This window comes from Streptomyces sp. Qhu_M48 (assembly GCF_051305195.1).
Classification (GTDB): domain Bacteria; phylum Actinomycetota; class Actinomycetes; order Streptomycetales; family Streptomycetaceae; genus Streptomyces.
On sequence record NZ_CP195432.1, the window covers coordinates 888,984 to 915,499 of the forward strand.

Genomic DNA, 26,516 nt, shown 5'->3' on the forward strand with positions numbered 1-26,516 from the left:
GTGACCCTTTGTCTTGGAGGATCGGCCAATCCTCCGATGGCCGCACTCCATCGGCCGGGGTACCTCAGGGCCCTTTCCCGGGCCCGCCTCGACCACAGGGAGAAGTCCATGAAGCTGCTGCGTGTCGGCCCGCCCGGAGCCGAGCGTCCCGCCCTGCTCGACCAGGACGGAACGCTCCGCGACCTGTCCGCGCTGGTCGACGACATCGACGGCAGTCTGCTCGCCGACGCCTCCGCCCTGGACCGGGTCCGGGCCGCCGGGGGCGCCGGTGTGCTGCCCGCGCTCGACGCCACCGGGCTGCGCGTCGGCCCGCCCGTCGGCCGGATCGGCAAGGTCGTGTGCATCGGGCTGAACTACCACGGGCACGCCGCCGAGACCGGTCAGGCCACCCCCACCGAGCCCGTCGTCTTCCTCAAGGCCGCCGACACCGTCGTCGGCCCGGACGACACCGTGCTCGTCCCGCGCGACTCGGTGAAGACCGACTGGGAGGTGGAGCTCGCCATCGTCATCGGCCGCACCGCCCGCTACCTGGAGACCGACGAGGAGGCCCTCGCGCACGTCGCCGGGTACGCCGTCGCCCACGACGTCTCCGAGCGCGAGTTCCAGATCGAGCGCGGCGGCACCTGGGACAAGGGCAAGAACTGCGAGACCTTCAACCCGCTCGGCCCCTGGCTGGTCACCGCCGACGAGGTGCCGGACCCGCAGGCGCTCGGCCTGCGGCTCTGGGTCAACGGCGAGCTCAGGCAGGACGGCCACACCTCGGACCAGATCTTCCCGGTCGCCGAGGTCGTCCGGTACGTCAGCCGGTTCATGACCCTCTACCCGGGCGACATCATCAACACCGGCACCCCGGCGGGCGTCGCCATGGGGCAGCCGGAGCCCAAGCCGTACCTGCGCCCCGGCGACGTCGTCGAGCTGGAGGTCGACGGACTCGGCCGGCAGCGCCAGGAGCTCAAGAGCGCCTGATCCGCCCGGAGCGGGGGCGTGACAGGCAGGGAGTCGTGACAGGCATTACTCCTGTTACGGCCCTTCCGGCGTGAAATCGGCGGCGTCCCGCGTGGGGCGTCGCCATTTTCATACCATTTTTTGCATATTGCCGGATATGGAAAGAAACACACACGAACGGCGACGCGACCGGCGCCGTCTCGCCGTCATCGCCGCCTCCACGGTCTCCGCCACCGCTCTGGTCGGCGCGCTGGCCGTCAACGGCTGGGCCGACCCGCTCCCCGGCGGCCTCGGCCCCTGCCTGCCGGGCACCTGCCCGACCGGCACGTACCCCGACCTCGGCAGCGGTCCCGTCGAGTTCCGGGACAACAACATCAACGTCTACGTCGGCGGGAACTTCCTCGTCCGTGAGGCCGCAGCCGAGGCCGAGGGCAAGGTCGTCGTCCTGGGCGGCTTCGACATGAACAAGCGCGCCGGCGCCTCCAGCGTCTACAACGTCGGCGTCGCGGGCGTCGGCTCCCGCGTCCCCCCGGAGAACGGCACCGACTTCCTCACCGTCGGCCAGGACCTGACGGTCGCCACCGGCCAGCGCCTGCTCGCCGAGGAGGGCACGATCAGCGGAGTCGTACGGTACGGGGGCGCGCTCTCCGGCACGGTCGAACCCACCCCGGTGCAGGACGACGAGGCGGCCGCCCCGTACACCGCGCTCCGCGGCCAGCTCACCGACGCGAGCCAGTGCTACGCGTACGTGAACGGCGCCTCCCGCACCGCCACCGGCACCGCCGTCAACAACAACTTCGAGACGCTGTTCACGGGTGACGGCACCTCGGCGCTCCAGGTCTTCAACGTCGACTTCGACCTGGAGTCCGCGAACGAGGGCCAGCAGGGCATCACCTTCGCGAACATCCCCGACGACGCCACCGTCCTGGTCAACGTCCTCGGCGCCGACCGCACGGTCGACTCGTACATCAACCAGCTGCCGAACGGCCTGCGCGAGCGGGTCCTGTGGAACTTCCCCGACGCCACGACGGTGAAGTTCGAGGGCGGCGCCCAGTTCGCCGGCAGCGTGCTGATCGGCAACCAGGCCAGCACGACGACGATCACGATGCCGGGCATGAACGGCCGCTTCTTCACCACCGGAAACCTGACGCACGCCTCCGAGGCGAGCGGCGGCGGCCAGGAGATCCACGCCTACCCGTTCAACGGCGACCTCCCGTCCTGCACGGAGCCCACCCCCACGCCGACGGACCCGACCCCGACGCCCACGGACCCGACGCCGACCCCGACGGATCCCACGCCGACCCCGACGGACCCGACCCCGACTCCGACGGACCCGACTCCGACTCCGACGGACCCGACCCCGACGCCCACGGACCCGACGCCGACCCCGACGGATCCCACGCCGACCCCGACGGACCCGACCCCCACCCCGACCGACCCGACCCCGACGCCGACCCGTCCGACCCCCACACCCACGCACTCCGGCCACACGAACGGCGGCTCGTCGAACGGTGGCAGTGACGGCGGGTACGGCGACGACGGCGGCTACGGGGACGACGGCGGGTACGGCGACGACGGCGGTTACGGAGGCCCCGGCGGGAACCACGGTCCCCAGGGCCAGCTCTCCGAGACCGGCGCGGGCACCGGAAAGATCGTCATGGGCGCCACCGCGGTGGGTCTCGCCCTCGGCGGCGGCGCGCTCGTGATCGTCAGCCGGCGCCGGCGGCGTATGAGCTGAGCAGTCGCTCCAACGCCTCCACCACCAGGGCGTGATCCTCGGCCTGCGGCAGCCCCGAGACCGTGACCGAGCCGATCACTCCCACCCCCTCGACCCCGATCGGGAACGCGCCCCCGTGGGCGGCGTACCGGTCGGGGTCGAGGCGCGAGGAGGCCTCGAACGTCGTCCCCTTGGCCCGGAACCGGGCTCCGACCAGGAACGAGCTCACGCCGTACCGCTCGACCACCCGCCGCTTGCGGTCGATCCAGGCGTCGTTGTCGGCGCTGGAACCGGGCAGCGCGCAGTGGAAGAGCTGCTGCGGCCCGCGCCGGATGTCGATCGCGACCGGCGCCTCCCGCTCGCGCGCCAGCCCGACGAGGAGGGTGCCGAGCGTCCAGGCGTCCTCGTACGTGAACCGGGGGAGGACCAGCCGGGCTTCCTGGGCCTCCAGGTCGCGGACCTCGTGGTCGCTCACAGCGCCACCGTGATTCCCTCGCGGGCGGACCGCCTGGCCGCCTCCAGGACGTCGAGGGCGGCCGCGGCCTCGTACGCCGTGACCGGGTTCTCGCCGGTGCCGCGCAGGGCGGCGGCGACGGCCGCGTAGAACGCCGGGTAGTCGCCCGGCAGCGACTCGACCGGGGCGCCGCCGCCGGTCAGCGGCGACTCGTCGGCGCCGAGCCGGCCCCACAGCTCGCTCGGCTCCACGCCCCACGCCGCGCCCGGCACGGGCCGCAGCCCCTCGCGCAGGTCGGCCTCCTGCGGGTCCAGCCCGTACTTCACGTACCCCGCGCGCTGCCCGAGGACCCGGAAGCGGGGGCCGAGCTGGGCGGTGGTGGCGCTCACGTACAGGTGGGAGCGGACGCCGTTCGCGTGGGTGAGGGCGAGGAAGGTGTCGTCGTCGGCCTCGGCGCCCGGCCGGCGCACGTCCGACTCGGCGTACACCGAGACGACCGGCCCGAACAGGACGAGGGCCTGGTCGACGACGTGGCTGCCCAGGTCGTAGAGGAGACCGCCGATCTCCGAGGGCGCGCCGGACTCGCGCCAGCCGCCCTTGGGGAGCGGGCGCCAGCGCTCGAAGCGGGACTCGAAGCGCTGGACCTCGCCGAGCGCGTCCTCGTCGAGGAGGTGGCGCAGGGTGCGGAAGTCGTTGTCCCAGCGGCGGTTCTGGAAGACGGAGAGGAGGAGGCCCCGCTCCTCGGCGAGGGCGGCGAGGGTGCGGGCCTCGGCGGCGGTCCCGGCGAGCGGCTTGTCGACGACGACGGGGAGGCCGGCCTCCAGGGCGGCGGTGGCGAGGGCGACGTGGGTCTTGTTGGGGGAGGCGACGACGATCAGGTCGAGCGGGTCGGCGCCTTCCTCCCACAGCTCCTCGGGGGTGGCGACGACCCGGACGCCGGGGTGGGCGGCGCGGGCCTCGGCGGCCCGCTCGGGGTTGCCGGTGGTGACGGCGGCGAGGACGAGGTCCTCGGAGGCGGCGATCAGCGGGGCGTGGAAGACGGAGCCCGCGAGGCCGTAGCCGACGAGTCCGACGCGCAGGGGAGTGCGGGGGGAGGTACCGGTCGTGTCCGTGCCAGTCATGGAACCCACTTAAGCAACGGTGTTGCCAAAGTGCAAGCGACAGCGACAATGGGCGGGTGAAGACGGACCTGGGTGGAGTGAACGTGCCGGCACTGCGCAGCCACAACGCGGCGCTCGTGCTCGACCTGCTGCGTACGGCGGGGGAGGCGGGCATCAGCCGTCTGGAGCTGGCGGAGCGGACCGGGCTCACCCCGCAGGCCGTCAGCAAGATCACCGGACGGCTCCGCGCCGAGGGCCTCGCCATCGAGGCCGGCCACCGCGCCTCGACCGGCGGCAAGCCGCGTACGGTCCTGCGCCTGGTCCCGTCCGCCGGGTACGCCGTCGGCGTCCACCTCGACCGCGACGAGCTGACCACGCTCCTCACCGACCTCGCGGGCACGGTCGTCGCCCTGCGCCGGCGCGCCCTGGACCTGGGCGCGGGTGCGGGGCCGGTCCTCGACGCGGTGGTGGAGGAGGTGCGGGAGGCGGCGACCGGCGTTCCGTCACCCGGAGCGGTTCTCCCGGCCGGAGGGGCTGCCGCACCAGGAGCGGGAACCGCCTCCGTGCTGGGCGTCGGCGTCGCCATGCCCGGCCCGCTGGACCACCGCGCGGGGGTGCCGGGGCGGGTGACCGGCTTCCCGGAGTGGGCGGGCCACCCCGTCCGGGAGGAGCTGGCGGCGCGCCTCGGGCTGCCCGTCGTCCTCGACAAGGACACCAACGCCGCCGCCCTCGGCCTCGCCCTCCGGCCCGCCGCCCCCGGCTCCTTCGCCTACGTCCACCTCGGTACGGGTCTGGGCGCGGGCCTCGTCCTGGGCGGGGCGCCGCTGCGCGGGGACAGGACGGGCGCGGGCGAACTCGGCCACCAGACCGTGCAGCTCGACGGGCCCCCGTGCGACTGCGGCGGGCGCGGCTGTCTGGAGGTGCTGTGTCTGGCGGCGGTCGCGCGCGGCGATGTGGGGGGCGCGGCGCGGGTCCTCGGCGCGGGCGCGGCCAATCTCGTGCGGCTCCTCGACATCGACGAGGTGCTGCTCGGCGGGCGGGTGGTGCTCGGGGCGCCGGAGGTGTTCGCGGAGGGGGTGCGGGAGGTTCTGGCGGGTCTGGGGCTCGCGGCCCCGGTGGGTGTGGTGGCGGAGCCGGAGGTGGTGGCGGAGGGGGCCGCCCGGCTCATCCTCGCTCCGATCTTCGGACAATAGGCTGATCGGGCGGATCATCCGGGCCGTCCGGGGGCGATGGCGGTGTCGCTGCCCGGCGCGTCCGTTCCGGGATGGCAGCGTCGCGGCCGACCCGTACGCCCGCGAACAGCGAAGGCCCTCCATGGCATCCGCCCCTCTGCGCCCGCGCAGCACCCGTGCCCTGACGACGGCGGCCGCGCTTGCCGCCACCGCGACCGCCCACCTGGCCGCCGCGCCCCAGGTCCACGCGTCCCCGCCCACGCCCCTGAGCGCCCCGGCGGCGCCTGCCGCCACCCCGGCCGCACCCGCCCAGGCGGTGCTCGCCCCCCGTGCCCCCGCGCCCGATCCCCCCAACCCCACCTGCGGCACCCCCTCCACCGCCGGGTTTCCGCTCGACACCCGGATCCACGGCGGCCCCGCCGACTACCCGGCCGGCGGGTCTCCCCAGGAGTGGAAGCTCGACCTCACCAACACCACCGACGCCCCCTGCTCCGGTATCCACCCCGTGCTCGTCCTCACCGACCGCGAGCGGGTGCTGCGGCCCGAGCAGATCCGGTTCGAGTTCTACGACGACGGGGCCGCGCGCTGGCTGCCGGTGACCTTCGAGGCGACCGAAGAGGCCGAGAACGTCGGTGCGTTCACCGGGTTCGGCGGCTTCGCCGTGCCCGCCGGCCGGACCCTCACCGTCCCCGTCCGGCTGGCCTTCCGCGCGGGGACCGCCCCCGACGAGGTCGTCGTGAACGCCGCCGTCGTACAACGGCGGGGCGCCGACGGCGACTGGGTCGGGGAGTCCGGCGAGTACCGCCTGACCGTCGGCCCCGCCGACACCGCCGCCCCCACCTCCCCCTCCCCCTCCACCGCCACCGAGGAGCCCCCCGGCCCCGCCGTGTCCCGCGCACCTGACACATCCGGCACGGCCGCCCCCTCCCGTCCCCCCGGGACCGCCTCCCGCCCGCCGGCCGAGGCGGGGGATCCCACCGCCGACCCGCAGAGCCCCGAACTCGCCAGTACCGGACCGGAGTCCGCGTCCCGCGCCGAGCGTCTCGCCCCGCTCGTCGCCGCGCTCCTGGTCCTCGGCGCCGTCCTCGTCCAGGTCGGCCGCCGACGCCGGCACCGCTGAGCCACGTCGCGTACACCTTCCCGTTCATCCCCGTCTGCGACCATCCCCCGGTGAACTACCAGAACACCCCCGGTGCCCCCGTCCGCTCCGGCATCCCGGAGCACGGCCGCGTGCCCAAGTACTACGCCGTCAAGGCGAAACTCGCCGTGATGGTCGACGAGTTGGGGGAGGGTGGGCTGCTGCCCACCGAGCGGGACCTCGCCGTGCGGTACGAGGTGTCCCGCGAGACCGTGCGGCAGGCGCTGCGCGAACTCCTCCTGGAGGGGCGGCTGCGCCGCCAGGGCCGGGGCACGGTCGTCGCGGGACCCAAGCTCGAACAGCCCCTCTCGCTCGCCAGCTACACGGAGGGCGTGCGCCGTCAGGGCCGCCGCCCCGGCCGCAGCCTGATCTCCCTCGACCGGTTCCCCTGCCCGGAGTCGCTCGCCCCCGAGGTCGGGGCCGAACGCGGCGAGACCGTCTGGCACATGGAGCGGGTGCTCCTCGCCGACGACGAACGGGTCGGCCTGGAGAGCACGTACGTCTCCGAGGCCCGCGCCCCGCACCTGGACACCGAGTTCGACCCGGACTCCTCCTTCTACGCCTACCTCCACGACCACCTCGGCATCTCGTTCGGCGACGCCGACGAGCGCATCGAGACGGTGCTCGCGACCCCCCGCGAGGCCCTCCTCGTCGGCACCCCTCCGGCACTCCCGATGCTGCTGCTCCACCGTGTCTCCCGGGACACCTCGGGACGGCCCCTGGAGCGGGTCCGCACCCTCTACCGGGGTGACCGCTTCAGCTTCACGGCCCACCTGGGGCAGCGGGGCTGATCCCCCCGTACCGCCACGGCCCACCCTCGTATGGTCACAGAAAGGTAACGGGTCTGGTCCAAGCTTGTCGGGCCGTTCACCGTCCCGTCGCCCACCGGCCCCGCCCGGGTCACCCGCCCCCACGACCGTCGACGGCATGAAGGTGATCGTCGTAGGAGCCGGCGTGGTGGGAACCATGCACGCCTGGCACGCAGTGGAACGCGGCCACGTGGTCGTACACATCGAGCGCGAGGCCGAGGCGCGCGGAGCGTCCCTCCGGAACTTCGGCCAGATCTGGGTGAGCGGACGGGCGGGCGGAGAGGAGCTGGACACCGCCCTGCGCGCCCGCGAACTCTGGGAGGGCGTCGGGGCCCGCGTCCCCGGAGTCGGCTTCCGGGCCATCGGCTCCCTCACCCCCGTACGCGACGAGCTGGAACTCGCCGTCGCCGAGGCCGCCGTGGCCCGCCCCGACGCCGCCGCCCGCGGCTACAGACTGCTCACCGCCACCGAGGCCCGCGCGGTCAACCCGGCCCTGCGCGGCGCGTTCGAGGCGGCGCTCTGGTGCGAGCGGGACGCGGCCGTCGAACCGCGCCTCGCCCAGCTCGCCCTCCGCGAGGCCCTCCTGGCCACCGGGAAGTACACCTTCCTGCCGCACCGCGAGGTCCGGGACGTCGTCGGGGAGAACGCGGTCCGCGACGACCGCGGCGAGGTCCACACCGGCGACGCCGTCGTCCTGTGCACCGGCGCCTGGCTCTCCGGCCTCGTCCGCGAGATCGCCGGCGAGATACCCGTCCGCCGCGTCCGGCTCCAGATGATGCAGACCGAACCCCTCGGCGAGGCGCTCACCACCTCCGTCGCCGACGCCGACTCCTTCCGCTACTACCCGGCCTACGCCTCCGAGGCGCTGGACTCCCTCCAGGCCGCGCGGCCGCAGGACCCGACCGCCGCCGCCCACCGGATGCAGCTCCTCATGGTGCAGCGCCTCGACGGCGGACTGACCATCGGCGACACCCACGAGTACGAGCACCCCTTCGCCTTCGACACCCTCGAAGACCCCTACGAACACCTCACCCGCGTCGTCGAGTCCTTCCTCGGGCGCCCGCTGCCGAAGATCAGGCGCCGCTGGGCCGGGGTGTACGCGCAGTGCGTCGACACCAGCCGGGTCGTGCACCGCCAGCGGGTCCGCGACGGCGTGTGGCTGGTGACCGGACCCGGCGGCCGGGGCATGACCTGCTCGCCCGCCATCGCCGAGACGACCGCGAACGAACTGGGCTGGTGAACACCGTGACCGCACACCTCACACACGACCTCGTCGTCCTGGACATGGCCGGCACCACCGTCGCCGACGGCGGCCTCGTCGAGCAGGCGTTCTCCGCCGCCGCCGAGCGTCTCGGCGAAGACCCCGCCACGATGATCGACTACGTCCGCGCCACCATGGGCGAGTCCAAGATCTCCGTCTTCCGCCACCTCCTCGGCGGCGACGAGACCCGCGCCCGGCAGGCCAACGCCGCCTTCGAGGAGGCGTACGGAGAGCTCGTCGCCGCCGGCCTGATCGCACCGATCCCCGGCGCGGCCGAGGCGATCGCCGAGCTGAAGGAGGACGGCAGGACCGTCGTCCTCACCACCGGCTTCGCCCGGGTCACCCAGGACGCCATCCTCGACGCCCTCGGCTGGCGCGACCTCGTCGCCCTCACCCTCTGCCCGGCCGACGCCGGCGGCCGGGGCCGCCCGTACCCCGACATGGTCCTCGCGGCCCTCCTGCGTACCGGAGCCGTCGACGACGTCCGCCGGATCGCCGTCGCGGGCGACACCTCGTACGACATGCTCAGCGGCGTCCGCTCCGGCGCCGGGATCGTGGCGGGCGTCCTCACCGGCGCCCACGGCGAGGCCGCGCTCTCGGAGCACGGCGCCGACCGCGTCCTCGCCTCCGTCGCCGGACTCCCCGCGCTGCTCCGGGAGTGCGAGGCATGACCAGCGGCATCCGCTTCGACGCCGTGTCCGTCGCGTACGGCGGCACCACCGTCCTCGACCGGCTCGACCTGACCGTCGAGCCCGGCGAGGTCATGGCCCTCCTCGGGCCCTCCGGCTCCGGCAAGACCACCGCGCTGAGGGCCGTCGCCGGATTCGTACGGCCGGCCTCCGGGCGGGTGCTCATCGGCGACCGCGACGTCACCGGCCTCCCGCCGTACAAGCGGGGGATCGGGATGGTCGTCCAGCAGTACGCCCTCTTCCCGCACCTGCGGGTCGAGGCCAACGTCGCCTTCGGCCTGAAGGCCCGCAAGGTGCCGAAGGCCGAGATCCCCGGCCGGGTCGCCGAGGCCCTGGAGATGACCGGCATGGCGGCCTACGCCCACCGGTACCCCCGGGAGCTCTCCGGCGGACAGCAGCAGCGCGTCGCCATCGCCCGCGCGCTCGCCATCCGGCCCCAGGTGCTCCTGCTCGACGAGCCGCTCTCCGCGCTCGACGCCCAGCTGCGCTCCGGGATGCTCGCCGAACTGGCCAGGCTCCACCGCGAGCTGCCGGACGTGTCGATCCTGTACGTCACCCACGACCAGGTCGAGGCGCTCACCCTCGCGGACCGGATCGCCGTCATGGACCAGGCCCGGCTCCAGGACTGCGGCACCCCGCAGGACCTGTACCGCAGGCCGCGCACGGAGTTCACGGCCTCGTTCGTCGGCAACGCCAACCTGCTGCCGGTGACGGTGGGCACGGACGGCGTCGCCTTCGAGGGGACCGCGCTGGCGGTCGCCACCGACGGCGCGGCCCCCGGCGCGGGCGCCACCCTCTGCGTCCGGCCGCACCTGGTCGGACTCGGCGACGGGCCGAACGCGCTGCGGGGCCGCATTACCGAGGTCCAGTGGCGGGGCTCCACCCACCGGCTGTACGTGGAGGTGGGCGGGCACCGGGTGAAGGCGGACGTCCGGGAGCTGCGGGAGACGCCGCCGCTCGGGGCCGAGGTCACGCTCCACTTCGCCCCCGAGGACGCCGTGCTGCTCGGGGCGGGGGTGTCGGATGGCTAGCCGCACGGGCGCGCTCGGGGAACGGGCGCCGCTGGCGGAGGCCGTGCCCGCCCCCGCGGGGCGTCCGCCCGCCGCGCCTCGTACGGTCCCCGTCTGGGTCTGGGCCCTGCCGCCGGTCGCCGTGCTCGCCGTCGTCTTCCTCTACCCGCTCGCGCTCGTCGTCCAGGAGTCCCTGGCCCCCGGCGCGTACGCCGGCGTCTTCGCCTCCGCGTCCTTCCGCGAGGCCCTCGTCACCACCGTGTGGCTGGCCCTCGCCTCCACCGCGGGCTGTCTCGTCCTCGGCTTCGTCCTCGCGGTCGTCATCGCGTTCGTGCCCTTCCCCGGCGGGAAGGCGGTGGCGAAGTTCATCGACGTCTTCCTCTCCTTCCCGTCCTTCCTCATCACCCTCGCCCTGCTCTTCCTCTACGGCACGGTCGGCATGGCCAACGGCGTCTGGACCGACGTCACCGGGGACCCCTCGGGCCCCTTCCGGTTCCTCACCACCCCGTGGGGCGTGCTCCTCGCCGAGATCACGTACTTCACCCCGTTCGTGATGCGCCCCCTGCTCGCCGCCTTCTCGCAGATGGAGACGGCCCAGCTGGAGGTGGCCTCCTCGCTCGGCGCCCGGCCGCTGCGGATCGTCCGGCAGGTGATCCTGCCCGAGGCGCTGCCCGCGCTCGCCGCCGGCGGCAGCCTCGTCCTCGTCATGTGCCTCAACGAGTTCGGGATCGTCCTCTTCACCGGCGCCAAGGGCGTCACGACCCTCCCGATGCTCGTCTACGGCAAGGCGATCCTCGAATCCGACTACGCCGCCGCCTGTGTCGTCGCCGTCGTCAACGTCGCGCTCTCCGTGGGCCTCTACGTCCTCTACCGGGGGGTGAGCCGCCGTGCTGGTGCATAGCCGTACGGGCAGGTGGGCGGCGTGGGCCGGGTTCGCCGTCCTCTTCGTCCCGCTCTTCGCCCTGCCCCTCCTCGTCATCGTCGCCGCCTCGTTCTCCACGCACTGGTCCGGCGCCTTCCCCTCCGGGCCGACCACCGCGCACTACGCGGCGGCCGTGCGCGGCGAGTCCCTCCAGGCCCTCACCACCAGCCTGGTCACCGCCGTCACCGCGAGCCTGATCGCCCTGACCGTCGGCACCTGGGCGGCGCTCGCCTCGGCGGCGATGGGCAAGCGGGGCCGCAGGATCCTCGACGCCCTGTTCATGCTGCCGGTCGCCGTGCCGTCCGTGGTCGTCGGCCTGGCCGTCCTCGTCGCCTTCTCGCAGCCGCCGGTCCTCCTCAACGGCACCCGCTGGATCGTGATCCTGGCGCACACCGTCCTCGTCACGGCCTTCGCCCACCAGTCGGTCTCGGCCGCGATCCGGCGGCTCGACCCGATGTACGAGCAGGCGGCGGCCAGCCTCGGCGCCCGCCCCTCGTACGTCCTGCTCCGGGTGCGGCTCCCGCTCCTGCTGCCGTCCCTGAACGCCGCCGCGGGGCTCTGCTTCGCCCTGTCCATGGGCGAGCTGAGCGCCACGATGATGCTCTACCCGCCGGACTGGATGCCCCTTCCGGTGCTCATCTTCACCGCCACCGACCGCGGCTCCCTCTTCACCGGCTCGGCGCTCGCCGTGGTCCTCATGGCCGCGACCCTGCTGGCCCTCCTCGCCGTGTCCCGTATCCGCACCAAGGCCTCGTTCCGCTAGTCCCGCCCGATGTCAGGAGAGAACGACGTTATGCGCACGTACGCCAAGCCGATCGCCGCCGTCACCGGCGCCCTCGCCCTCGCCTCCACCCTCACCGCCTGCGGCGGCTCCTCCGCCGCCTCCGACGAGAAGATCGTCACCGTCTACAGCGCCGACGGCCTCAAGGGCGAGGCGGGCGACGGCTGGTACGACAAGGTCTTCGCCGACTTCGAGAAGAAGACCGGCATCAAGGTCAAGTACGTCGAGGGCGGCTCCGGGGAGATGGTGCAGCGCGCCCTCCGCGAGAAGAGCAACACCCAGGCCGACGTCATCGTGACCCTGCCGCCCTTCATCCAGCAGGCCGGCTCCAAGGGGCTGCTCCAGAAGTACGCGCCGCGGGGCGCCGACCAGGTCGGCGGCGGCGACAAGGCGAGCGACGGCACCTGGACCTCCGTCGTCAACAACTACTTCGGCTTCATCCACAACAAGAAGGAGCTTCCCCGGGCCCCGAAGAGCTGGGAGGAGCTGCTCGACGCGAAGTACAAGGACCGGCTCCAGTACTCCACCCCGGGCGTCGCGGGCGACGGCACCGCCGTCCTCATCAAGGCCGTGCACGACTTCGGCGGCCAGGAGCCGGCCCTGGAGTACCTGAGGAAGCTGCAGGCCAACAACGTCGGCCCGTCCTCCTCCACCTCCAAGCTCGCCCCCAAGGTGGACAAGGGCGAACTCCTCGTCGCCAACGGCGACGTGCAGATGAACTTCGCCCAGTCCAAGTCCATGCCGAACCTCGGCATCTGGTTCCCGGCCAGGGGATCGGGGAAGCCGACCACCTTCGCCCTGCCGTACGCGGCCGGCCTGGTGGACAAGGCCCCGCACACCGAGAACGGCAAGAAGCTCCTCGACTTCATGCTGAGCGAGGGCGCGCAGCGCGAGGTCAGCGCGATCGGCGGCGGCTTCCCGGCCCGCAAGGACGTCAAGGCCACCGACGCCAACGCCATCGAACTCGCCAAGCTCCTCGAAGGCGTCGAGATCTTCGAGCCGGACTGGGCCGACATCGACAAGAACCTCAAGACGTACGTGGACGCCTGGAAGTCCGCCACCGGCAGCTGACCTCCGGCCGACCGGCCGCCGACCTGCCGCCGACCGGAGGTCGATCGGAGGTCGCCCGGACGATCGGCACCAAGAGTTCACCGTACGACCCTGGAAGCCCTCCGCACATCGCGGAAGGATAACGGGTACGGACCAACGCCCCTGAGGAATCAGGGGCGTTGGCGTGCGTCCCCACCCCATCCCCTCTGACGGAGGACTCCGACATGCCGATCAACGGCATCTCCCGCCGCACCGTGCTCGCCGCCGCCGGTGCCACCGCGGCCGTCGCCGCCACCGGAATCGCCACCGCCCCCGCCGCCCTCGCGGCCTCGCCCACGCTCCCGAACGGCACCAGCAAGGACAAGGTGCTCGTCGTCGGCATGGACGGCCTGCGGTACGACCGGATCGACGCCGCCAAGGCCCCGACCCTCAAGTCCCTGATGGCCGGCGGCACCTTCGGCCGCTCCCTGCTCTACGCCAACCCGATGGCCGCGACCTCCTCCGGCCCCGGCTGGTCCACGATCTCCACCGGCGTCTGGCCCGACAAGCACGGCGTCAGGGACAACACCTTCACCGGCAAGAACTACGGCCAGTACCCCGGCTTCCTCGCCCGACTGCACCAGGTCCGCCCCGAACTCTCGCTCTTCGCCGCCGTCGACTGGCCCGAGCTCGACACCCACGGCACCGTCACCCCCGGCGCCGACGCCAAGCTCGTCTACAACAACAACTACGTCGTCAACGACCTCGTGATCACGGACATCACCGAGGACATCCTGCGCAACCAGAACCCCGACGTCCTCTTCGTCTACTTCGGCGAGACCGACGAGATCGGCCACAACCACGGCGCAGCCCACAGCAGGTACCTCGACGCCATCGACGTCCAGGACGGCTACCTCGGCCGCCTGCTCACCGCGATCAAGGCCCGCCCCGCCTACGCCACCGAGCGCTGGACGGTCATCGTCACCACCGACCACGGCCACACCGACGGCGGCGGCCACGGCGGCTCCGCCATCGAGGAGCGGCGCACCTTCGTCCTCGCCCAGGGCCCCGGCATCGCCGCCGGCGCCCGCCCCATCGACACCCGGCTCGTCGACGTCGCCGCCACGGTCTTCCACCAGCTCGGCATCGTCCCCGCCGCCTCCTGGGGCCTCGACGGCAAGCCGATCCAGGAGCGCTCCACCGACCCCTTCGACAGCCTGTACGGGTCGCTGACCGGCCGCGTCGACGAGACCGGCATCCCCGCCGGGGTCCTCGGCTTCACCCACACCGCGCCCAGCGGCTGGTCCGTCATCAACAACGCCATGGGTACCGGCGGCATGACCGAGTGGCGCGGCTGGTCCTTCGCCACCGACGAGTTCTGGTCCCGCTCCCAGCGCGACCAGTCCCGTGAGCTCAACGTGCGCGCCCGGGGCGTCTTCGCCGTCGCCGACTCCGACGAGTGGGCCGACAAGGCCTTCTCGGGCACGTACGACTCGACTCTGGTCACCCCCGCGTACGGCGTCTCCGGGAAGAGCCGGGTCACCCTGGACTTCACCACCTTCTACCGCCAGGAGGGCAGCCAGACCGCCCAGGTCCAGGCCGTCTTCAACGGCGGCACCCCGACCGTCGTGAAGAACTACACCTCCGACGTCGTCTCGCAGCCCCAGTCGCTCACCGTGAACGTCCCCGCCGGTGCCTCCAGCGTGAGCTTCCGCTTCCGCTACACCGGCTCCAACAACTGGTACTGGACCATCGACGGGGTCAAGGTCACGGCTTCCTGATTAGGCTGGGGGCGTCGCCACAGTGCTGTCGCGGCGCCCCCAGCACACCGCACGTTTGTACGGCAGGAGTCCCGCACCCATGGCAGAGCGCAAGCCGATCGAATCCTGGCTGACCGACATGGACGGCGTCCTCATCCACGAGGGCGTGCCGATCCCCGGCGCCGACGCGTTCATCAAGAAGCTGCGGGAGACCGGGAAGCCCTTCCTGGTCCTCACCAACAACTCGATGTACACGGCCCGCGACCTGCACGCCCGCCTCTTCCGGATGGGCCTCGAGGTCCCCGTCGAGAACATCTGGACCTCGGCCCTCGCCACCGCCAAGTTCCTCGACGACCAGCGCCCCGGCGGCACCGCGTACGTCATCGGCGAGGCCGGTCTCACCACCGCGCTGCACGACATCGGCTACGTCCTCACCGACCACGCCCCGGACTACGTGGTGCTCGGCGAGACCCGTACGTACTCCTTCGAGGCGATGACCAAGGCCGTACGCCTCATCAACGCCGGCGCCCGCTTCATCTGCACCAACCCCGACGAGACCGGCCCCTCCCTGGAGGGCCCGCTCCCGGCCACCGGTTCGGTCGCCGCGCTCATCACGAAGGCCACCGGCAAGGAGCCGTACTTCGCGGGCAAGCCGAACCCGCTCATGATGCGCACCGGCCTCAACGCGATCGGTGCCCACTCCGAGTCGAGCGCCATGATCGGCGACCGGATGGACACCGACATCCTGGCCGGTCTGGAGGCGGGCATGCAGACCTTCCTGGTGCTGACCGGGCTGACGTCGCAGGCGGAGATCGACCGCTTCCCGTTCCGCCCCTCCAAGATCGTCCAGTCGATCGCGGACATCGTCGACCGCGTGTAGCGGCACCCCGCTCCGATCCCTGCGGATGCGAGAAGCCCCGATCCGGGTGACCCTGCCAGTATCAGGAGGTCACGATGCGTTCAGGTTCCATTGCTCTCCGTGCCGCAGGGGCGGCCCTGGTGCTGGTACTGGCACCCGCGGCCGGCGGCGCGTACGCCCACGACGGGGTGAAGGTCACCGTCACCCCGTCCACCGCCTCGCCCGGCGCCGACATCGACGTCCGCGTGCAGGGCTGCAAGGGCACCACCGGTGCCGCCAAGTCCCGGGCGTTCGTCGCCGACGCGGAGCTCACCGGCCGGGACGGCGGGCACGCCCCGCTGTACGGCGACACCACCATCAGATCGGGACTCGAGACCGGCACGTACAAGGTCAGCGTGACCTGCGACGGCCACGACCACCGGGATGTCGGCACCGTGCGCGTCCAGCGCGAGAAGCCGACCCACCGGCCCACCCACGAGCCGACCCACCGGCCCACCCACCGGCCGACCCACGAGCCGACCCACCGGCCCACCTACGAGCCGACCCACCGGCCCACCCACCACGCCAGCCCGGTCGCCCCGGTCCGCGCCGGTGGGGGCGGCGCCGCCGCCTTCGCCGCCCCGGCCGCCCCCGGCGTCGCCCAGACGACCAGCGAGACCGGCCTCGGCACCCCGTACACCCTGCTCGGCCTCGGCATGGCCGCCATCGCCGCCGTGGCCGTCGCCTTCCGCAGCTCCCGCCGCCGCCCCGCCGACTCCGGTACGGGCACGGGCTCGGGTACGGGCTCGGGCTCGGGCTCGGAGTGACGGTGTCGTCCGGATCCCGCCCCGCGGGCAACGGGCGACTCGTCACCGGCGTGGCCTGGGCGCTGCTGCTCTCCGGGCTCTGGCTCTGGGGCCGCGAGGTCGCCGAGGGCCCCGAGGGCAGCTCCGCGCCGACCATCGGCGACATCGCCGCGGTCGGCCGCCCGCCCGGCGTGGCGCTGCCCCCCGCCCGGGAGCCGCTCGCACCCGTCGAACCCCGGCGGGTGGAGATCCCCTCCCTCGGCATCACCGCGCCCGTCGTGGCGCGCGGCCTGGACGCCACGGGCGCGATCGACCCGCCGCCCTACGAGATGCCGCACACGGTCGGCTGGTTCGGGGCCGGCACCGAACCGGGCGCGGCGGGCCCGGCCCTCCTCGTCGGCCACGTCGACACCGACACCCGGCCGGCGGTCTTCTACGGCCTCAGCGCCGCCCGCCCCGGCGCCAAGGTCCGCGTCACCCGAACGGACGGATCGGTCGCCGAGTTCACGGTCGACGACGTCCAGGTCTACCCCCGGGAACACTTCGACGCCCGCCGGGTCTACGGCGCCCGCGAACCCCGCCGCGCCGAGCTCCGCCTGATCACCTGCGGCGGCACCTTCGACCGCGCGGCCGGTACGTACACGGCGAACGTGGTCGTCTCGGCGTACCTGACGGACGCGGACGCGAGCCCCGGCACCGGCACCGGCACGGCGGCGGCAGTGTCCGCACCCCGGCTCCGGCCCTGACCGCACAGAACCGAGCCGAACCGAACCGCACAGAACCGAGCCGAGCCGCGCCGAACCGAGCCGAGCCGAACCGAGCCGAGCCGAACCGCGTCGGGTCGGCGCGTCGGGCCGCGTCGGACCGGTCCTCGGTCGGCGGGGCGGGGGGTGTCCCGGGCCGCCGCCGACCGGGCCGGTCCTCGACCGCGGGGCTCGCGGGCGCGGGAGGAGCCCGGTGCCGCCGCGGGAGGTCGGGGTTCCCGACACTGTAGAGGCCCCGTCCGGGGCGGGGGAGTGGTTCGACGCGTTACGCAGAGGAACTCGCCCACGACACAAGGTGGTTCACGCGAAAACGGCCGGAAGACGACCAAGACCCCCTCACCATCGGTGAGGGGGTCTTGACTCTGCGTGCGCCGCCAGGGACTCGAACCCCGGACCCGCTGATTAAGAGTCAGCTGCTCTAACCAACTGAGCTAGCGGCGCCTGCTGACAGAGAGAACTCTACCTGACGTGCGGGTGTGCTCCCGACCAATACCGGTCACCACCGGCCTGTCGGATGGTCGTATCAGGCCGTCGATCCGTCAAAATGCGATTTGTCCAGACAGTTGAGACACTGACGCCCAAAACCAAGGGTCAAAAGATCTTGACGAGTGTGGAGGGGAATCGCATGAGCGTGCCGGTCTTCGAGGAGTTCGAGCCCGCGGCCGACTGCGGCTGCCCGGGGTGCGCCCGGCAGCGGCGTGACCTCGCGCTTGGCGTGCCCGTCCGGGCCGGCGGCCACCCCGCCGCGCACGGCGCCCGCCGTGCCCTGGTCCTGGTGACGGCGGCGGGTGTGGTCCTGGGCGGGGGCGGGGGAGCGGTGGCGACGGCCTTCCCCCCGCCGCCGGGACCGCTCACCCCGGCGGACCTGACGGAAGGGCCGCCGCGGGACACCGGGACGGGGGCCGACACCCCGCAGGGCGGACGGGAGCCGCTGCACGGCGCGCCGGGACCCGGCGCGGACCCCTCCCCGGCCGCGACTCCGACGACCAGTCAGATCTCGATCGGCGCCCTGCGGAGGACGACCCGGGCCGAGATCATCAACCGCGCCAAGCTGTGGGTGACCGCGCGGGTCCCGTACTCCATGGAGAAGTACTGGTCGGACGGCTACCGCCAGGACTGCTCCGGCTTCATCTCGATGGCCTGGAACCTGCGCAGCAACGAGTGGACCGGCAGCCTCGACCGCTTCGCCGACCGCGTCGACCGCACCCAGCTCCAGCCCGGCGACATCCTGCTCTTCCACAACCCGGCCGACCCGACGCGCGGCTCGCACGTCACGATCTTCGGTGGCTGGACCGACTACACCCACACCTCCTATGTCGCCTACGAGCAGACCAAGCCGCGCACGCGCAAGCAGTCGACACCCCTGGCGTACTGGGAGAACTCCGACCGGTACGTGGCCTACCGCTACAAGGCCGTGGTGAGCGGCACCGGAGGGACCGGCGCCGGGGCGACGCCCACGGCGACCCCGTACCCGGGCGTGGCGATGTTCGGGACCGGCGCGAACAACGCGTACGTCACCCAGCTCGGCAGGCTCCTCGTCGACCGCGGCGGCAAGAAGTACTACAGCCGGGGCCCCGGTCCGACGTGGGGCGAGGCGGACCGCCGCGCGACCCGGGCGTTCCAGCTCGCGCAGGGCTGGAAGGGCAAGGAGGCGGACGGCCTGCCCGGCGCGCAGACGTGGAAGCTCCTCGTCACCGGCACGGGCAAGGACATCGGCGGTTCGAGTGGTTCGAGCGGGTCGAGCGCGAATGCGTCGGGGTTCCCCGGGCGTGGCGTCTTCCGTCCGGGCCAATCCAACGCATATGTGGAGAAGCTGGGCAAACAACTGGTGAAGCGGGGCTTCGGCAAGCACTACCTGTCGGGACCCGGTCCGCGCTGGACGGAGGCGGACCGCCGCAACGTCGAGGCGTTCCAGCGGGCACAGGGCTGGCGCGGCGCAGCGGCCGACGGCTACCCGGGCCCGGAGACCTGGCGGCGCTTGTTCCGATGACCCCGAGAGCATGAGGTGGACCCGAATGACGGCATCGACCCCGAACCCCGCGGACTCCGGCGCGGCGGCCTCACGTGACGCGGCCCGCACGGCGAGACGCCTGACGGACGGCACGCTCCCGCGCACGTCACCTCCCCAGGGAGCCCCGCCGACCCGCCGGGACACGACGGCGGACGCCGGCGCCGCCACGACGCCACCGGGCGCCCCCGAGCGGACGCCGACGGAGGGCGGTGCGCCGGCCCCGGTCGCGGGTGGGACGCCAAGCCAGGCGCCCCCTTCGGACGGAGCGTGGGGGCTCGCTCCGAGCGGGGCATCCGCCCCCGTCCAGGGCGGCGCGCCGAGCGGTGTCCCGGCTACGGACGGAGCGTCAGCAGCGGCCGTGGGAGGGGCGTCGGTCCCCGTCGGCGGTGGCGCGCCGACCTCGGTCTCGACCCCGGCCTCTGCGTCGGACGGCGCGTCGGTCCCGGGCGGGGTGTCCGTGTCGAGCGAGGCGCCGGTACTCGCCGGGGGCGCGGTGGCCCCGGTCGGGGGTGGCACGTCGAACGTGACCCCGGCCTCGGGCGTGGCGTCCGCGCCCGTGTGGGGCGGGTCGCCGGCCCCGGCCGGGCGCGGCACCCCGGTGGCGACGTCGGATGGTGCGGCAGGGTCGGCCGCGGTGTCGGCGCCCGCCCCGGGGGTCGGGGAGGCCGGGCCGTCGCGCGACGGGGCCCCGGCATCACCCGCCTCGGGCACGGGCGGGAGTGAAGCCACCGCCACCGCCACCGCCCCCGCCTCCGCCGATGTGTCGGCAGCCCTACCCGATCGGCCCGCCGGGCAGCAGCCCGGACACCCTGCCGGACCCTCCGGTACGTCTCCGGGGCAGCCGGGGCAGCCCATCGGCCCCTCCGGCGTGTCGTCCGTGCGTCCGGCCGGGCCCTCCGGCGTGGCGCCGGGCGGGTCCGACTCCCGCCCGACCGGCTCGGCCACGACCGCCGGACCGGAGACGGCCGACCGCGCGCCCTCGGCCGCCCGGCCCCGCCCGGCCACCGGCCCCACCGCCGGCGCGCCCCCGGGCCACCTGGCCGGCGCCGCGCCGTCGGCCGTGGCCGCCTCCTCCGCGACGGGGGGCCCGCCCGCCTCCGTCACGTCGGGCTCCCGACCCGCCTCCGGGCCGGTCACCGGTTCCGGCCTCGCCGGTACGCGGTCGGTCCTGTCCGCGGGTCTCTCCGGTGCGACGGCGGGCGGCGGGCCCGGGCCCGTGCCCGCCGGGGCGGCCTCACCGAAGGCCTCCGCCGTCACCGTGCGGTCCGGGGGAGAGGCGCCCCTCCCCGTCGCGGTCACCGCCCCGCCGGCCCGCCCCGCCTCCGCCGTGACCGCCCCGCCCGGCGCGGACCCGAAGGCCGGCCCTCCCGCCGGGCGCGGCGACGCCTCCCCCCGCCTCGCCGGGCGCGGCGACGCCGTGCCCGACTTCGGGCGGATCACCGGCGCCGCGGTCGGCGCCGTCGCCGTGCCCGTGGCCGCCGTGGTGCGGGTGGCGCGGCGGAGGAACGTGATCGGCTCGGAGACCACCGGCTCCATCCCGGTACACCTGCTCTTCCGGGACGAGCCGGAGGGCGCCGTGCCCCGTATGCCGCGCGACGACGACGGGGGCCCCGACACCGTCGCCATGGCCGCGGCCACTCCGTCGGGGACGGGCCACGGGCCCGCCATCCCGGGCCCGTCGAAGGTCCAGGTCCGGTCGGCCCCGGTCGCCGCCCCCGCGAGCGGGGCGAAGTCGAAAGCGAAGCCGAAGCCGAGGCCCAAGGACGGGACCGGGCCCGCGCCCGCACTCGCGTCCACGGGCCGGGTCGCGTCCGCCGCGCGCCCCGTCCCCACCGCCGACCCCACGCTGGTCGAGCGGCCGGGGCCGGTGCTGCCCGGCTGGGTCGGGGTGGCCGGCGGCGCCCTCGCGCTGGCCGGGTGCGCGGCCGTCGTCTGGTGGACCGGGGCCGTACCGGCGGAGGCGACACGGATGCTGCGGCTGCCGGAACGCCCGTACAACGGCATCCATCTCGGCCAGTGGGCGCTGCTCGCGCTCGGTGTCGTGCTCACCCTGTTCGCGCTCGGCGGGCTCGGCCGGGGCCGGGTCGGCTACGCCTATGTGCTGACCCTGTTCGGCGACTACCGCGGCACGGTCCGCCGGACCGGTCTGCTCTGGGCCAGCCCGCTCCTGCTGCGCCGCCGGGTCGACGTACGGCTCCGGCACTGGCGCAGCGAGCCGCTGTCGGCCGTGGACGCCAAGGGCACCGCGCTCGACGTCACCGTCCTCGTCGTGTGGCGGGTGCGGGACACCGTCCGGGCGGCGCTCGGCGTCGACGGGCACGAGGACTATCTGCGGGAGCAGGTGGAGGCGGCGATGGCCCGGGTGCTCTCGCAGCTTCCGGCGGACGCGTTCCACGAGGACGCTCCGACGCTCCGGGACGCGGAGGCGGTCGGCGAGGCGCTCACGCGGATGCTGTCGGCGGAGTGCGCCCCGGTCGGAGTGGACGTGTTCTCGGCGCAGCCGACCCGGATCGAGTACGCGCCGGAGGTGGCGGCGGCGATGCGGCGGCGCCGGATCGCGGCGATCGACGCGAAGCACCGGGACAGCGTGCTGACCTCCGTCGTGGACGCGGTGGACGACGTGGTCCACCGGCTGACCAGTCGTGGTCTGGTGGAGCTCGACGACTACGAGCGCAAGACGCTGGTCAAGGACCTGACGGTGGCGTTCTACACGGGAAGGACGGGTCCTGTGGAGGGTGCGTGAGGGGATGGACAGGTTCAACTTCCGTCCATACCTTGGTACTTGGTCCAGACCAAAAATGCAGTGCCCGCACGCGTGCAGCACGGCCCAAGAACTCCCCCACGTTCTCCTGGAGCGACAGCATGCGCAATAAGTCAGTCGGGGCGGCGGTGGTGGCGCTCGGCGTCGCCGGCGCCACCCTCTTCGCCACCGGTAGCGCCGGAAGCCACGGCTACACCGACTCGCCGATCAGCCGTCAGAAGCTCTGCGCCAACGGCACCGTGACCAACTGCGGCAACATCCAGTGGGAGCCGCAGTCGGTCGAGGGCCTCAAGGGCTTCCCCTCCGCCGGTCCCGCCGACGGAAAGATCTGTTCCGCCGGGCTCTCGCAGTTCGCCCAGCTCGACGACCCCCGGGGCGGCGCGTGGCCCGCCACCCAGCTCACGGCGGGCCAGAGCTACAGCTTCCGCTGGCAGTTCACGGCCCGGCACCGCACCACCGACTTCAAGTACTACATCACCAAGAACGGCTGGGACCCGAGTCAGAAGCTGACCCGGGCCTCGCTCGACCCCCAGCCGTTCCTCACCGTCCCCTACAACAGCCAGCAGCCGCCGGCGACCCTCTCGCACTCCGGGACGATCCCGGCGGGCAAGTCGGGCCGCCACCTGATCCTGGCGGTGTGGACGGTCGCGGACACCGCGAACGCCTTCTACGCCTGCTCGGACGTCAAGTTCTGACGGGCGCGCGGTTCGGTGGCCGTTCCTGACGGTTCATTTCTGATGAACCGTCAGTTACAGTCCGGCCCATGAGGGGTGCGGACACCGTCGCGGAACTCGTACGGCGCCAATGGGGCGACCACCGGATCGGGCTGAGGGACGAGCACCACACCCTCACCCACCACCAGGTCGCCGCGGGCGCCGCCGCGCGGGCCGCACTGCTCGTGGACCTGATGCCACCCCTGCCGGGGAGCGAGCCGCACCTCGGCGTCCTGCTCGACAACACACCGGAGTACCCGCTCTGGCTCAGCGCGGCGGCCCTCACGGGGGCCGCCGTCGCCGGGATCAACCCCACCCGGCGCGGCGCCGAACTCGCCCGGGACATCCGGCACACCGCCTGCCGGGTCCTGGTCACCCAACGCGCCCACCTGCCCCTCCTCGACGGCCTCCCGCTGCCCGGCGTCCGCGTCCTGGTCACGGACACCGACGCCTACCGGGAGCTCCTCGCCCCCTACGGGGACGCCCGGCCCGGCGACGCACGCCTCGGCCCCGTACGCCCCGACAGCCTCTTCCTGCTCTCCTTCACCTCCGGCTCCACCGGCGCGCCCAAGGCCGCGCTCTGCAGCCAGGGACGGCTCGCGGCGGCCGGCGCCTCCCTCGTCCGGCACTTCGGGGTCGGCCCGGACGACGTCCACTACATCTGCATGCCGATGTTCCACGGCAACGCGGTGATCGCCGACTGGGCGCCCGCGCTCACCGCCGGCGCCGGGGTGGCGCTCCGGGCCCGCTTCTCCGCCTCCCGCTTCCTCCCCGACGTCCGCCGCTTCGGCGCCACCTACTTCACCTACGTGGGCCGGGCCGTCCAGTACCTGCTCGCCACCCCGCCCGGCCCCGACGACCGCGCGCACCCGCTGCGGCTCGGCTTCGGCACCGAGGCGGGGGCGGTGGACGCGGCCCGCTTCCGGGAACGCTTCGGCGTCCCGCTCGTGGAGGGGTACGGCTCCTCCGAGGGCGGCGCGGCGATCCAGCGGACCCCCGACACCCCGACGGGGGCGATCGGACGGGCCGCGCCCGGCGACGACCTGGCGGTCCTCGACCCCGAGACCGGCCGGGAGTGCGCCCCGGCCCGCTTCTCGCCCACCGGCCGGCTCCTCAACGCGGCCGAGGCCGTCGGCGAACTCGTCAACCGCGGCCGCTCGCCCTTCGAGGGCTACTGGCGCAACCCCGAGGCGGAGGCCGCCCGGCTGCGCGACGGCTGGTACTGGACGGGCGACCTCTTCTACCGGGACGCGGACGGCAACCTCTACTTCGCGGGCCGCACGGACGACCGGCTGCGGGTCGACAGCGAGAACCTGGCGGCGGCGACGATCGAGAACATCCTCGCCCGCTGGGAGCGGGCCGCGGGGGTCGCGGTCTACGCGATACCGGACCCGGTGGCGGGGGACCAGGTCATGGCGGCGTTCGCCCTGCGGGAGGGCGCGGCCTTCGACCCGGCGGAGTTCGCGGCCTTCCTCGCCGCGCAGCCGGACCTGGGCACGAAGATGCCGCCGCGCTTCGTCCGCGTACTGCCCGAACTCCCCCTCACGGCGACGAACAAGATCCACCGCGTGGCCCTCCGCCGTGCGGCCTTCCTCTGCCCCGACCCCGTCTGGTGGCGCCCCACCCCGACCGCCCCGTACGAACCCCTGACCCCCACGGCGACGGCCACCCTCCGCGCGGAGTACACGCGTCACGACCGAAGCCCGACACCGCCGGGTCCGGCGTAGCCCCGCGCGCCACCTCCGAGGCCCGACCCGCGCGCCGGGACCGCGGCCCGACAACGCCGGGTCGGACGTGGCCCCGCGCGCGCCGGGACCGAAGCCCGACCCGCACGCCACCACCGAGGCCCGGGGGTAGGCCCAGCCCCACCCCCGCCGCACCCCCTCACCCCATGGCCCCGGCGCCGTCCCTCCGCCTAGCGTGGTCGCTCATGGACCCCCGTACCCCTTGGCAAGCCCTCACCCGGCCCCGTTTCCCGCGCGGCTCCTGGCCTTGGCGGGCCGTCGGGTATCTGCTCACCGGCGGGCTGCTCGGGGCCGCCGTCTGCGCCGTGTTCCTGGTGCTCGGGGTGTTCTCGCTGTTCCTCGTCGGGCTGCCGCCGCTCCTGCTCTCCGGGCTCCTCCTCGGCGGCGTCGAGCGCAGGCGCCTCCGGCTCGTCGACCTGGATCCGGCCCCCGACCCGCACCGCGTCCCCACCGCCCCCGGCCCGGCCGCCTGGCTCCGGCTGCGGGCGGGGGAGCAGGCGACCTGGCGGGAACTGGCGTACGCCCTGCTCCTCGCCACGGTCCTGTGGCCGCTCGACCTCCTCGCGGTCGCCGTCGCGATCGGCCTTCCGGTCACCCTTCTCAGCGCCCCCGTCCAACTGGCGTTCGACGGCGACGAGACCAAGGTCGTGAAGGCGTACCTGGTGACCTCCTATCCGGAGGCCTTCGCCGCCGCCCTCCTCGGCGCCCTGCTCCTCGTCGCCCTCGCCTACCCGCTCGCCGCCTTCGCCGGCGCCCGCGCGGCGCTCGCCCGCGCCCTGCTCGCCCCGCGCGAGGCCGACGCGCGGGGCGGCAGGATCGGCGAGGTCATCGCCTCCCGGGCCCGGCTCGTGGACGCCTTCGAGGCCGAGCGGCGCCGCATCGAACGCGATCTGCACGACGGCGCCCAGCAGCGCCTCGTCGCCCTCACCATGACCCTCGGTCTGGCCCGGCTCGACGCCCCGCCGGGCCCGCTCGCCGACCAGCTGGCGAAGGCGCACACGGAGGCCGGGCAGGTCCTCACCGAGCTGCGGGAGCTCATCCACGGCATCCACCCCCAGGTCCTCGCCGACTACGGCCTGGGTCCGGCGCTCTCCGACGCCGCGGACCGGTCCGCCGTGCCCGTCGACGTCGACGTCGAGCTGCCCCGGCTGCCGGAGTCCGTCGAGAGCGCGGGCTACTTCGCCGGCTGCGAGGCCCTCGCCAACATCGGCAAGCACAGCGGCGCGACCCGGGCGCGGATCACCGCCCGGCACACCCGGGGCACGCTGCGGATCGACGTCGAGGACGACGGGCGGGGCGCCGCGGACCCGGCCGGGGGCACCGGTCTCACCGGACTCGCCGACCGGATCGCCGTCCTCGATGGCAGACTGACGATCATGAGCCCGAAGGGCGGGCCGACCCTCCTGCGAGTGGAGATCCCGTGTCCCGCACCGACCGAAAGCTCCGCGTCGTCCTCGCCGAGGACAGCGTCCTCCTCCGGGAGGGGCTGATCGGGCTCCTGGCCCGGTTCGGCCACGAGGTCGTCGCCGCCGTCGGCGACGCCGACGCCCTGCGCGAGGCGGTCGCCGCCCATGCCCCGGACATCGTCGTGACCGACGTCCGGATGCCGCCCGGTTTCCAGGACGAGGGGCTGCGCGCCGCGGTCGCGCTCCGCGCCGAACGGCCGGCCCTGCCGGTCCTGGTGCTCAGCCAGTACGTGCAGCGCAGCTACGCCGCCGATCTCCTCGACGCGGGGGACGGCACGGGCGTCGGCTATCTGCTGAAGGACCGGGTCGGTCAGGTGGAGGAGTTCCTGGACGCGCTGGCCCGGGTCGCGGACGGCGGGACGGTCGTCGACCCCGAGGTCGTCCGCCAGCTGCTGCGGCGGCACCGCGATCCGCTGGAGGCGCTGACCCCGCGCGAGCGCGAGGTCCTCGGGCTGGTCGCGGAGGGGCATTCCAACGGGGCGATCGCCCGTCGTCTGGTCGTGACGGAGGCGGCCGTCGGCAAGCACATCGGCAACATCCTGGCGAAGCTGCACCTGCCGCCGGCCGATGACACCCACCGCCGGGTCCTCGCCGTCCTCACGTACCTCAGGGCCTGAGGCCTGAG

23 protein-coding genes and 1 tRNA gene are annotated in these 26,516 nt (G+C 74.0%); 21 read left to right on the forward strand and 3 right to left on the reverse strand.

Annotated features, from left to right (window positions below):
- The first annotated feature begins 108 nt into the window (after positions 1 to 108).
- Both ACRRSS_RS04335 and ACRRSS_RS04340 read left to right on the forward strand, forming a co-directional pair.
- Positions 109 to 966: a fumarylacetoacetate hydrolase family protein gene (locus ACRRSS_RS04335; protein ID WP_435969884.1), complete on the forward strand. Its 858-nt coding sequence runs from the start codon at positions 109 to 111 to the stop codon at positions 964 to 966.
- A gap of 136 nt (positions 967 to 1,102) precedes the next feature.
- Positions 1,103 to 2,683, forward strand: a complete 1,581-nt coding sequence (locus tag ACRRSS_RS04340) for a choice-of-anchor A family protein (protein ID WP_435969885.1) — start codon at positions 1,103 to 1,105, stop codon at positions 2,681 to 2,683.
- Here the strand turns inward: ACRRSS_RS04340 and ACRRSS_RS04345 are convergent.
- Both ACRRSS_RS04345 and ACRRSS_RS04350 read right to left on the reverse strand, forming a co-directional pair.
- Complete coding sequence (locus ACRRSS_RS04345; protein ID WP_435969886.1) at positions 2,655 to 3,137, reverse strand: heme-degrading domain-containing protein; 483 nt, start codon at positions 3,135 to 3,137, stop codon at positions 2,655 to 2,657. The two genes, ACRRSS_RS04340 and ACRRSS_RS04345, sit on opposite strands and share 29 nt — an antisense overlap.
- Entirely contained in the window at positions 3,134 to 4,237 is a 1,104-nt protein-coding gene (locus ACRRSS_RS04350; RefSeq protein ID WP_435969887.1) for a Gfo/Idh/MocA family protein, read from the reverse strand. The genes ACRRSS_RS04345 and ACRRSS_RS04350 overlap by 4 nt, the downstream gene beginning before the upstream one ends.
- A gap of 56 nt (positions 4,238 to 4,293) precedes the next feature.
- Here ACRRSS_RS04350 and ACRRSS_RS04355 point away from each other — a divergent pair, with 56 nt between their 5' ends.
- The 13 genes from ACRRSS_RS04355 (at position 4,294) to ACRRSS_RS04415 (ending at position 17,177) form a co-directional block, all read left to right on the forward strand.
- Positions 4,294 to 5,409: an ROK family transcriptional regulator gene (locus ACRRSS_RS04355; RefSeq protein WP_435969888.1), complete on the forward strand. Its 1,116-nt coding sequence runs from the start codon at positions 4,294 to 4,296 to the stop codon at positions 5,407 to 5,409.
- Between the two features lie 121 nt (positions 5,410 to 5,530).
- The gene (locus tag ACRRSS_RS04360) at positions 5,531 to 6,508 is read left to right on the forward strand and encodes a hypothetical protein (RefSeq protein ID WP_435969889.1); all 978 of its coding nucleotides are present in this window, start codon (positions 5,531 to 5,533) and stop codon (positions 6,506 to 6,508) included.
- Between the two features lie 50 nt (positions 6,509 to 6,558).
- Positions 6,559 to 7,317, forward strand: a complete 759-nt coding sequence (locus ACRRSS_RS04365; protein ID WP_435969890.1) for a GntR family transcriptional regulator — start codon at positions 6,559 to 6,561, stop codon at positions 7,315 to 7,317.
- Positions 7,318 to 7,453: 136 nt separating this feature from the next.
- Positions 7,454 to 8,575, forward strand: a complete 1,122-nt coding sequence (locus ACRRSS_RS04370; protein ID WP_435969891.1) for a TIGR03364 family FAD-dependent oxidoreductase — start codon at positions 7,454 to 7,456, stop codon at positions 8,573 to 8,575.
- Positions 8,572 to 9,267 (forward strand): phosphonatase-like hydrolase, encoded by a 696-nt coding sequence (locus ACRRSS_RS04375; protein WP_435969892.1) that lies wholly within the window; start codon positions 8,572 to 8,574, stop codon positions 9,265 to 9,267. The genes ACRRSS_RS04370 and ACRRSS_RS04375 overlap by 4 nt, the downstream gene beginning before the upstream one ends.
- Positions 9,264 to 10,316 (forward strand): ABC transporter ATP-binding protein, encoded by a 1,053-nt coding sequence (locus tag ACRRSS_RS04380; RefSeq protein ID WP_435969893.1) that lies wholly within the window; start codon positions 9,264 to 9,266, stop codon positions 10,314 to 10,316. Before ACRRSS_RS04375 ends, ACRRSS_RS04380 begins: the two co-directional genes overlap by 4 nt.
- On the forward strand, positions 10,309 to 11,196 hold the full coding sequence (locus ACRRSS_RS04385) for a 2-aminoethylphosphonate ABC transporter permease subunit (RefSeq protein ID WP_435969894.1): 888 nt from the start codon (positions 10,309 to 10,311) through the stop codon (positions 11,194 to 11,196). The genes ACRRSS_RS04380 and ACRRSS_RS04385 overlap by 8 nt, the downstream gene beginning before the upstream one ends.
- Positions 11,183 to 11,980 carry an ABC transporter permease gene (locus tag ACRRSS_RS04390; RefSeq protein WP_435969895.1) on the forward strand — a complete coding sequence of 266 codons (798 nt, stop codon included), beginning with the start codon at positions 11,183 to 11,185 and terminating at the stop codon, positions 11,978 to 11,980. The genes ACRRSS_RS04385 and ACRRSS_RS04390 overlap by 14 nt, the downstream gene beginning before the upstream one ends.
- 30 nt (positions 11,981 to 12,010) lie before the next feature.
- Positions 12,011 to 13,069, forward strand: coding sequence for a 2-aminoethylphosphonate ABC transporter substrate-binding protein (locus ACRRSS_RS04395; protein ID WP_435969896.1), 1,059 nt, complete (start codon positions 12,011 to 12,013; stop codon positions 13,067 to 13,069).
- A gap of 203 nt (positions 13,070 to 13,272) precedes the next feature.
- Complete coding sequence (locus ACRRSS_RS04400; protein ID WP_435969897.1) at positions 13,273 to 14,808, forward strand: alkaline phosphatase family protein; 1,536 nt, start codon at positions 13,273 to 13,275, stop codon at positions 14,806 to 14,808.
- A 79-nt stretch (positions 14,809 to 14,887) separates the two neighbouring features.
- Entirely contained in the window at positions 14,888 to 15,667 is a 780-nt protein-coding gene (locus ACRRSS_RS04405) for an HAD-IIA family hydrolase (RefSeq protein WP_435969898.1), read from the forward strand.
- Positions 15,668 to 15,741: 74 nt separating this feature from the next.
- Positions 15,742 to 16,452, forward strand: coding sequence for a PT domain-containing protein (locus ACRRSS_RS04410; protein WP_435969899.1), 711 nt, complete (start codon positions 15,742 to 15,744; stop codon positions 16,450 to 16,452).
- Positions 16,453 to 16,454: 2 nt separating this feature from the next.
- Positions 16,455 to 17,177, forward strand: a complete 723-nt coding sequence (locus tag ACRRSS_RS04415) for a class F sortase (RefSeq protein ID WP_435969900.1) — start codon at positions 16,455 to 16,457, stop codon at positions 17,175 to 17,177.
- A 385-nt stretch (positions 17,178 to 17,562) separates the two neighbouring features.
- On the opposite strand, the gene ACRRSS_RS04420 is transcribed toward ACRRSS_RS04415, so the two are convergent.
- Positions 17,563 to 17,636, reverse strand: a tRNA-Lys gene (locus ACRRSS_RS04420).
- 184 nt (positions 17,637 to 17,820) lie between these two features.
- Here ACRRSS_RS04420 and ACRRSS_RS04425 point away from each other — a divergent pair.
- The 6 genes from ACRRSS_RS04425 to ACRRSS_RS04450 all read left to right on the forward strand — a co-directional run bounded on the left by ACRRSS_RS04425 (position 17,821) and on the right by ACRRSS_RS04450 (position 26,508).
- Positions 17,821 to 19,185, forward strand: a complete 1,365-nt coding sequence (locus ACRRSS_RS04425) for a peptidoglycan-binding protein (RefSeq protein WP_435969901.1) — start codon at positions 17,821 to 17,823, stop codon at positions 19,183 to 19,185.
- Between the two features lie 889 nt (positions 19,186 to 20,074).
- Positions 20,075 to 21,949, forward strand: a complete 1,875-nt coding sequence (locus ACRRSS_RS04430; protein ID WP_435969902.1) for an SPFH domain-containing protein — start codon at positions 20,075 to 20,077, stop codon at positions 21,947 to 21,949.
- Between the two features lie 119 nt (positions 21,950 to 22,068).
- Positions 22,069 to 22,662 carry a lytic polysaccharide monooxygenase auxiliary activity family 9 protein gene (locus tag ACRRSS_RS04435; protein WP_435969903.1) on the forward strand — a complete coding sequence of 198 codons (594 nt, stop codon included), beginning with the start codon at positions 22,069 to 22,071 and terminating at the stop codon, positions 22,660 to 22,662.
- A 68-nt stretch (positions 22,663 to 22,730) separates the two neighbouring features.
- Positions 22,731 to 24,407 carry an AMP-binding protein gene (locus ACRRSS_RS04440; RefSeq protein ID WP_435969904.1) on the forward strand — a complete coding sequence of 559 codons (1,677 nt, stop codon included), beginning with the start codon at positions 22,731 to 22,733 and terminating at the stop codon, positions 24,405 to 24,407.
- 203 nt (positions 24,408 to 24,610) lie between these two features.
- The gene (locus ACRRSS_RS04445; RefSeq protein WP_435969905.1) at positions 24,611 to 25,915 is read left to right on the forward strand and encodes a sensor domain-containing protein; all 1,305 of its coding nucleotides are present in this window, start codon (positions 24,611 to 24,613) and stop codon (positions 25,913 to 25,915) included.
- Positions 25,846 to 26,508 carry a response regulator gene (locus ACRRSS_RS04450; protein ID WP_435969906.1) on the forward strand — a complete coding sequence of 221 codons (663 nt, stop codon included), beginning with the start codon at positions 25,846 to 25,848 and terminating at the stop codon, positions 26,506 to 26,508. Before ACRRSS_RS04445 ends, ACRRSS_RS04450 begins: the two co-directional genes overlap by 70 nt.
- Positions 26,509 to 26,516: the final 8 nt, after the last annotated feature.

Coding starts and splice junctions, on each gene's coding strand:
- ACRRSS_RS04335 (WP_435969884.1), top strand. CDS start 109: ATGAAGCTGCTGCGTGTCGGCCCGCCCGGAGCCGAGCGTCCCGCCCTG.
- ACRRSS_RS04340 (WP_435969885.1), top strand. CDS start 1,103: ATGGAAAGAAACACACACGAACGGCGACGCGACCGGCGCCGTCTCGCC.
- ACRRSS_RS04350 (WP_435969887.1), bottom strand. CDS start 4,237: ATGACTGGCACGGACACGACCGGTACCTCCCCCCGCACTCCCCTGCGC.
- ACRRSS_RS04360 (WP_435969889.1), top strand. CDS start 5,531: ATGGCATCCGCCCCTCTGCGCCCGCGCAGCACCCGTGCCCTGACGACG.
- ACRRSS_RS04370 (WP_435969891.1), top strand. CDS start 7,454: ATGAAGGTGATCGTCGTAGGAGCCGGCGTGGTGGGAACCATGCACGCC.
- ACRRSS_RS04380 (WP_435969893.1), top strand. CDS start 9,264: ATGACCAGCGGCATCCGCTTCGACGCCGTGTCCGTCGCGTACGGCGGC.
- ACRRSS_RS04385 (WP_435969894.1), top strand. CDS start 10,309: ATGGCTAGCCGCACGGGCGCGCTCGGGGAACGGGCGCCGCTGGCGGAG.
- ACRRSS_RS04395 (WP_435969896.1), top strand. CDS start 12,011: ATGCGCACGTACGCCAAGCCGATCGCCGCCGTCACCGGCGCCCTCGCC.
- ACRRSS_RS04400 (WP_435969897.1), top strand. CDS start 13,273: ATGCCGATCAACGGCATCTCCCGCCGCACCGTGCTCGCCGCCGCCGGT.
- ACRRSS_RS04405 (WP_435969898.1), top strand. CDS start 14,888: ATGGCAGAGCGCAAGCCGATCGAATCCTGGCTGACCGACATGGACGGC.
- ACRRSS_RS04410 (WP_435969899.1), top strand. CDS start 15,742: ATGCGTTCAGGTTCCATTGCTCTCCGTGCCGCAGGGGCGGCCCTGGTG.
- ACRRSS_RS04425 (WP_435969901.1), top strand. CDS start 17,821: ATGAGCGTGCCGGTCTTCGAGGAGTTCGAGCCCGCGGCCGACTGCGGC.
- ACRRSS_RS04435 (WP_435969903.1), top strand. CDS start 22,069: ATGCGCAATAAGTCAGTCGGGGCGGCGGTGGTGGCGCTCGGCGTCGCC.
- ACRRSS_RS04440 (WP_435969904.1), top strand. CDS start 22,731: ATGAGGGGTGCGGACACCGTCGCGGAACTCGTACGGCGCCAATGGGGC.
- ACRRSS_RS04445 (WP_435969905.1), top strand. CDS start 24,611: ATGGACCCCCGTACCCCTTGGCAAGCCCTCACCCGGCCCCGTTTCCCG.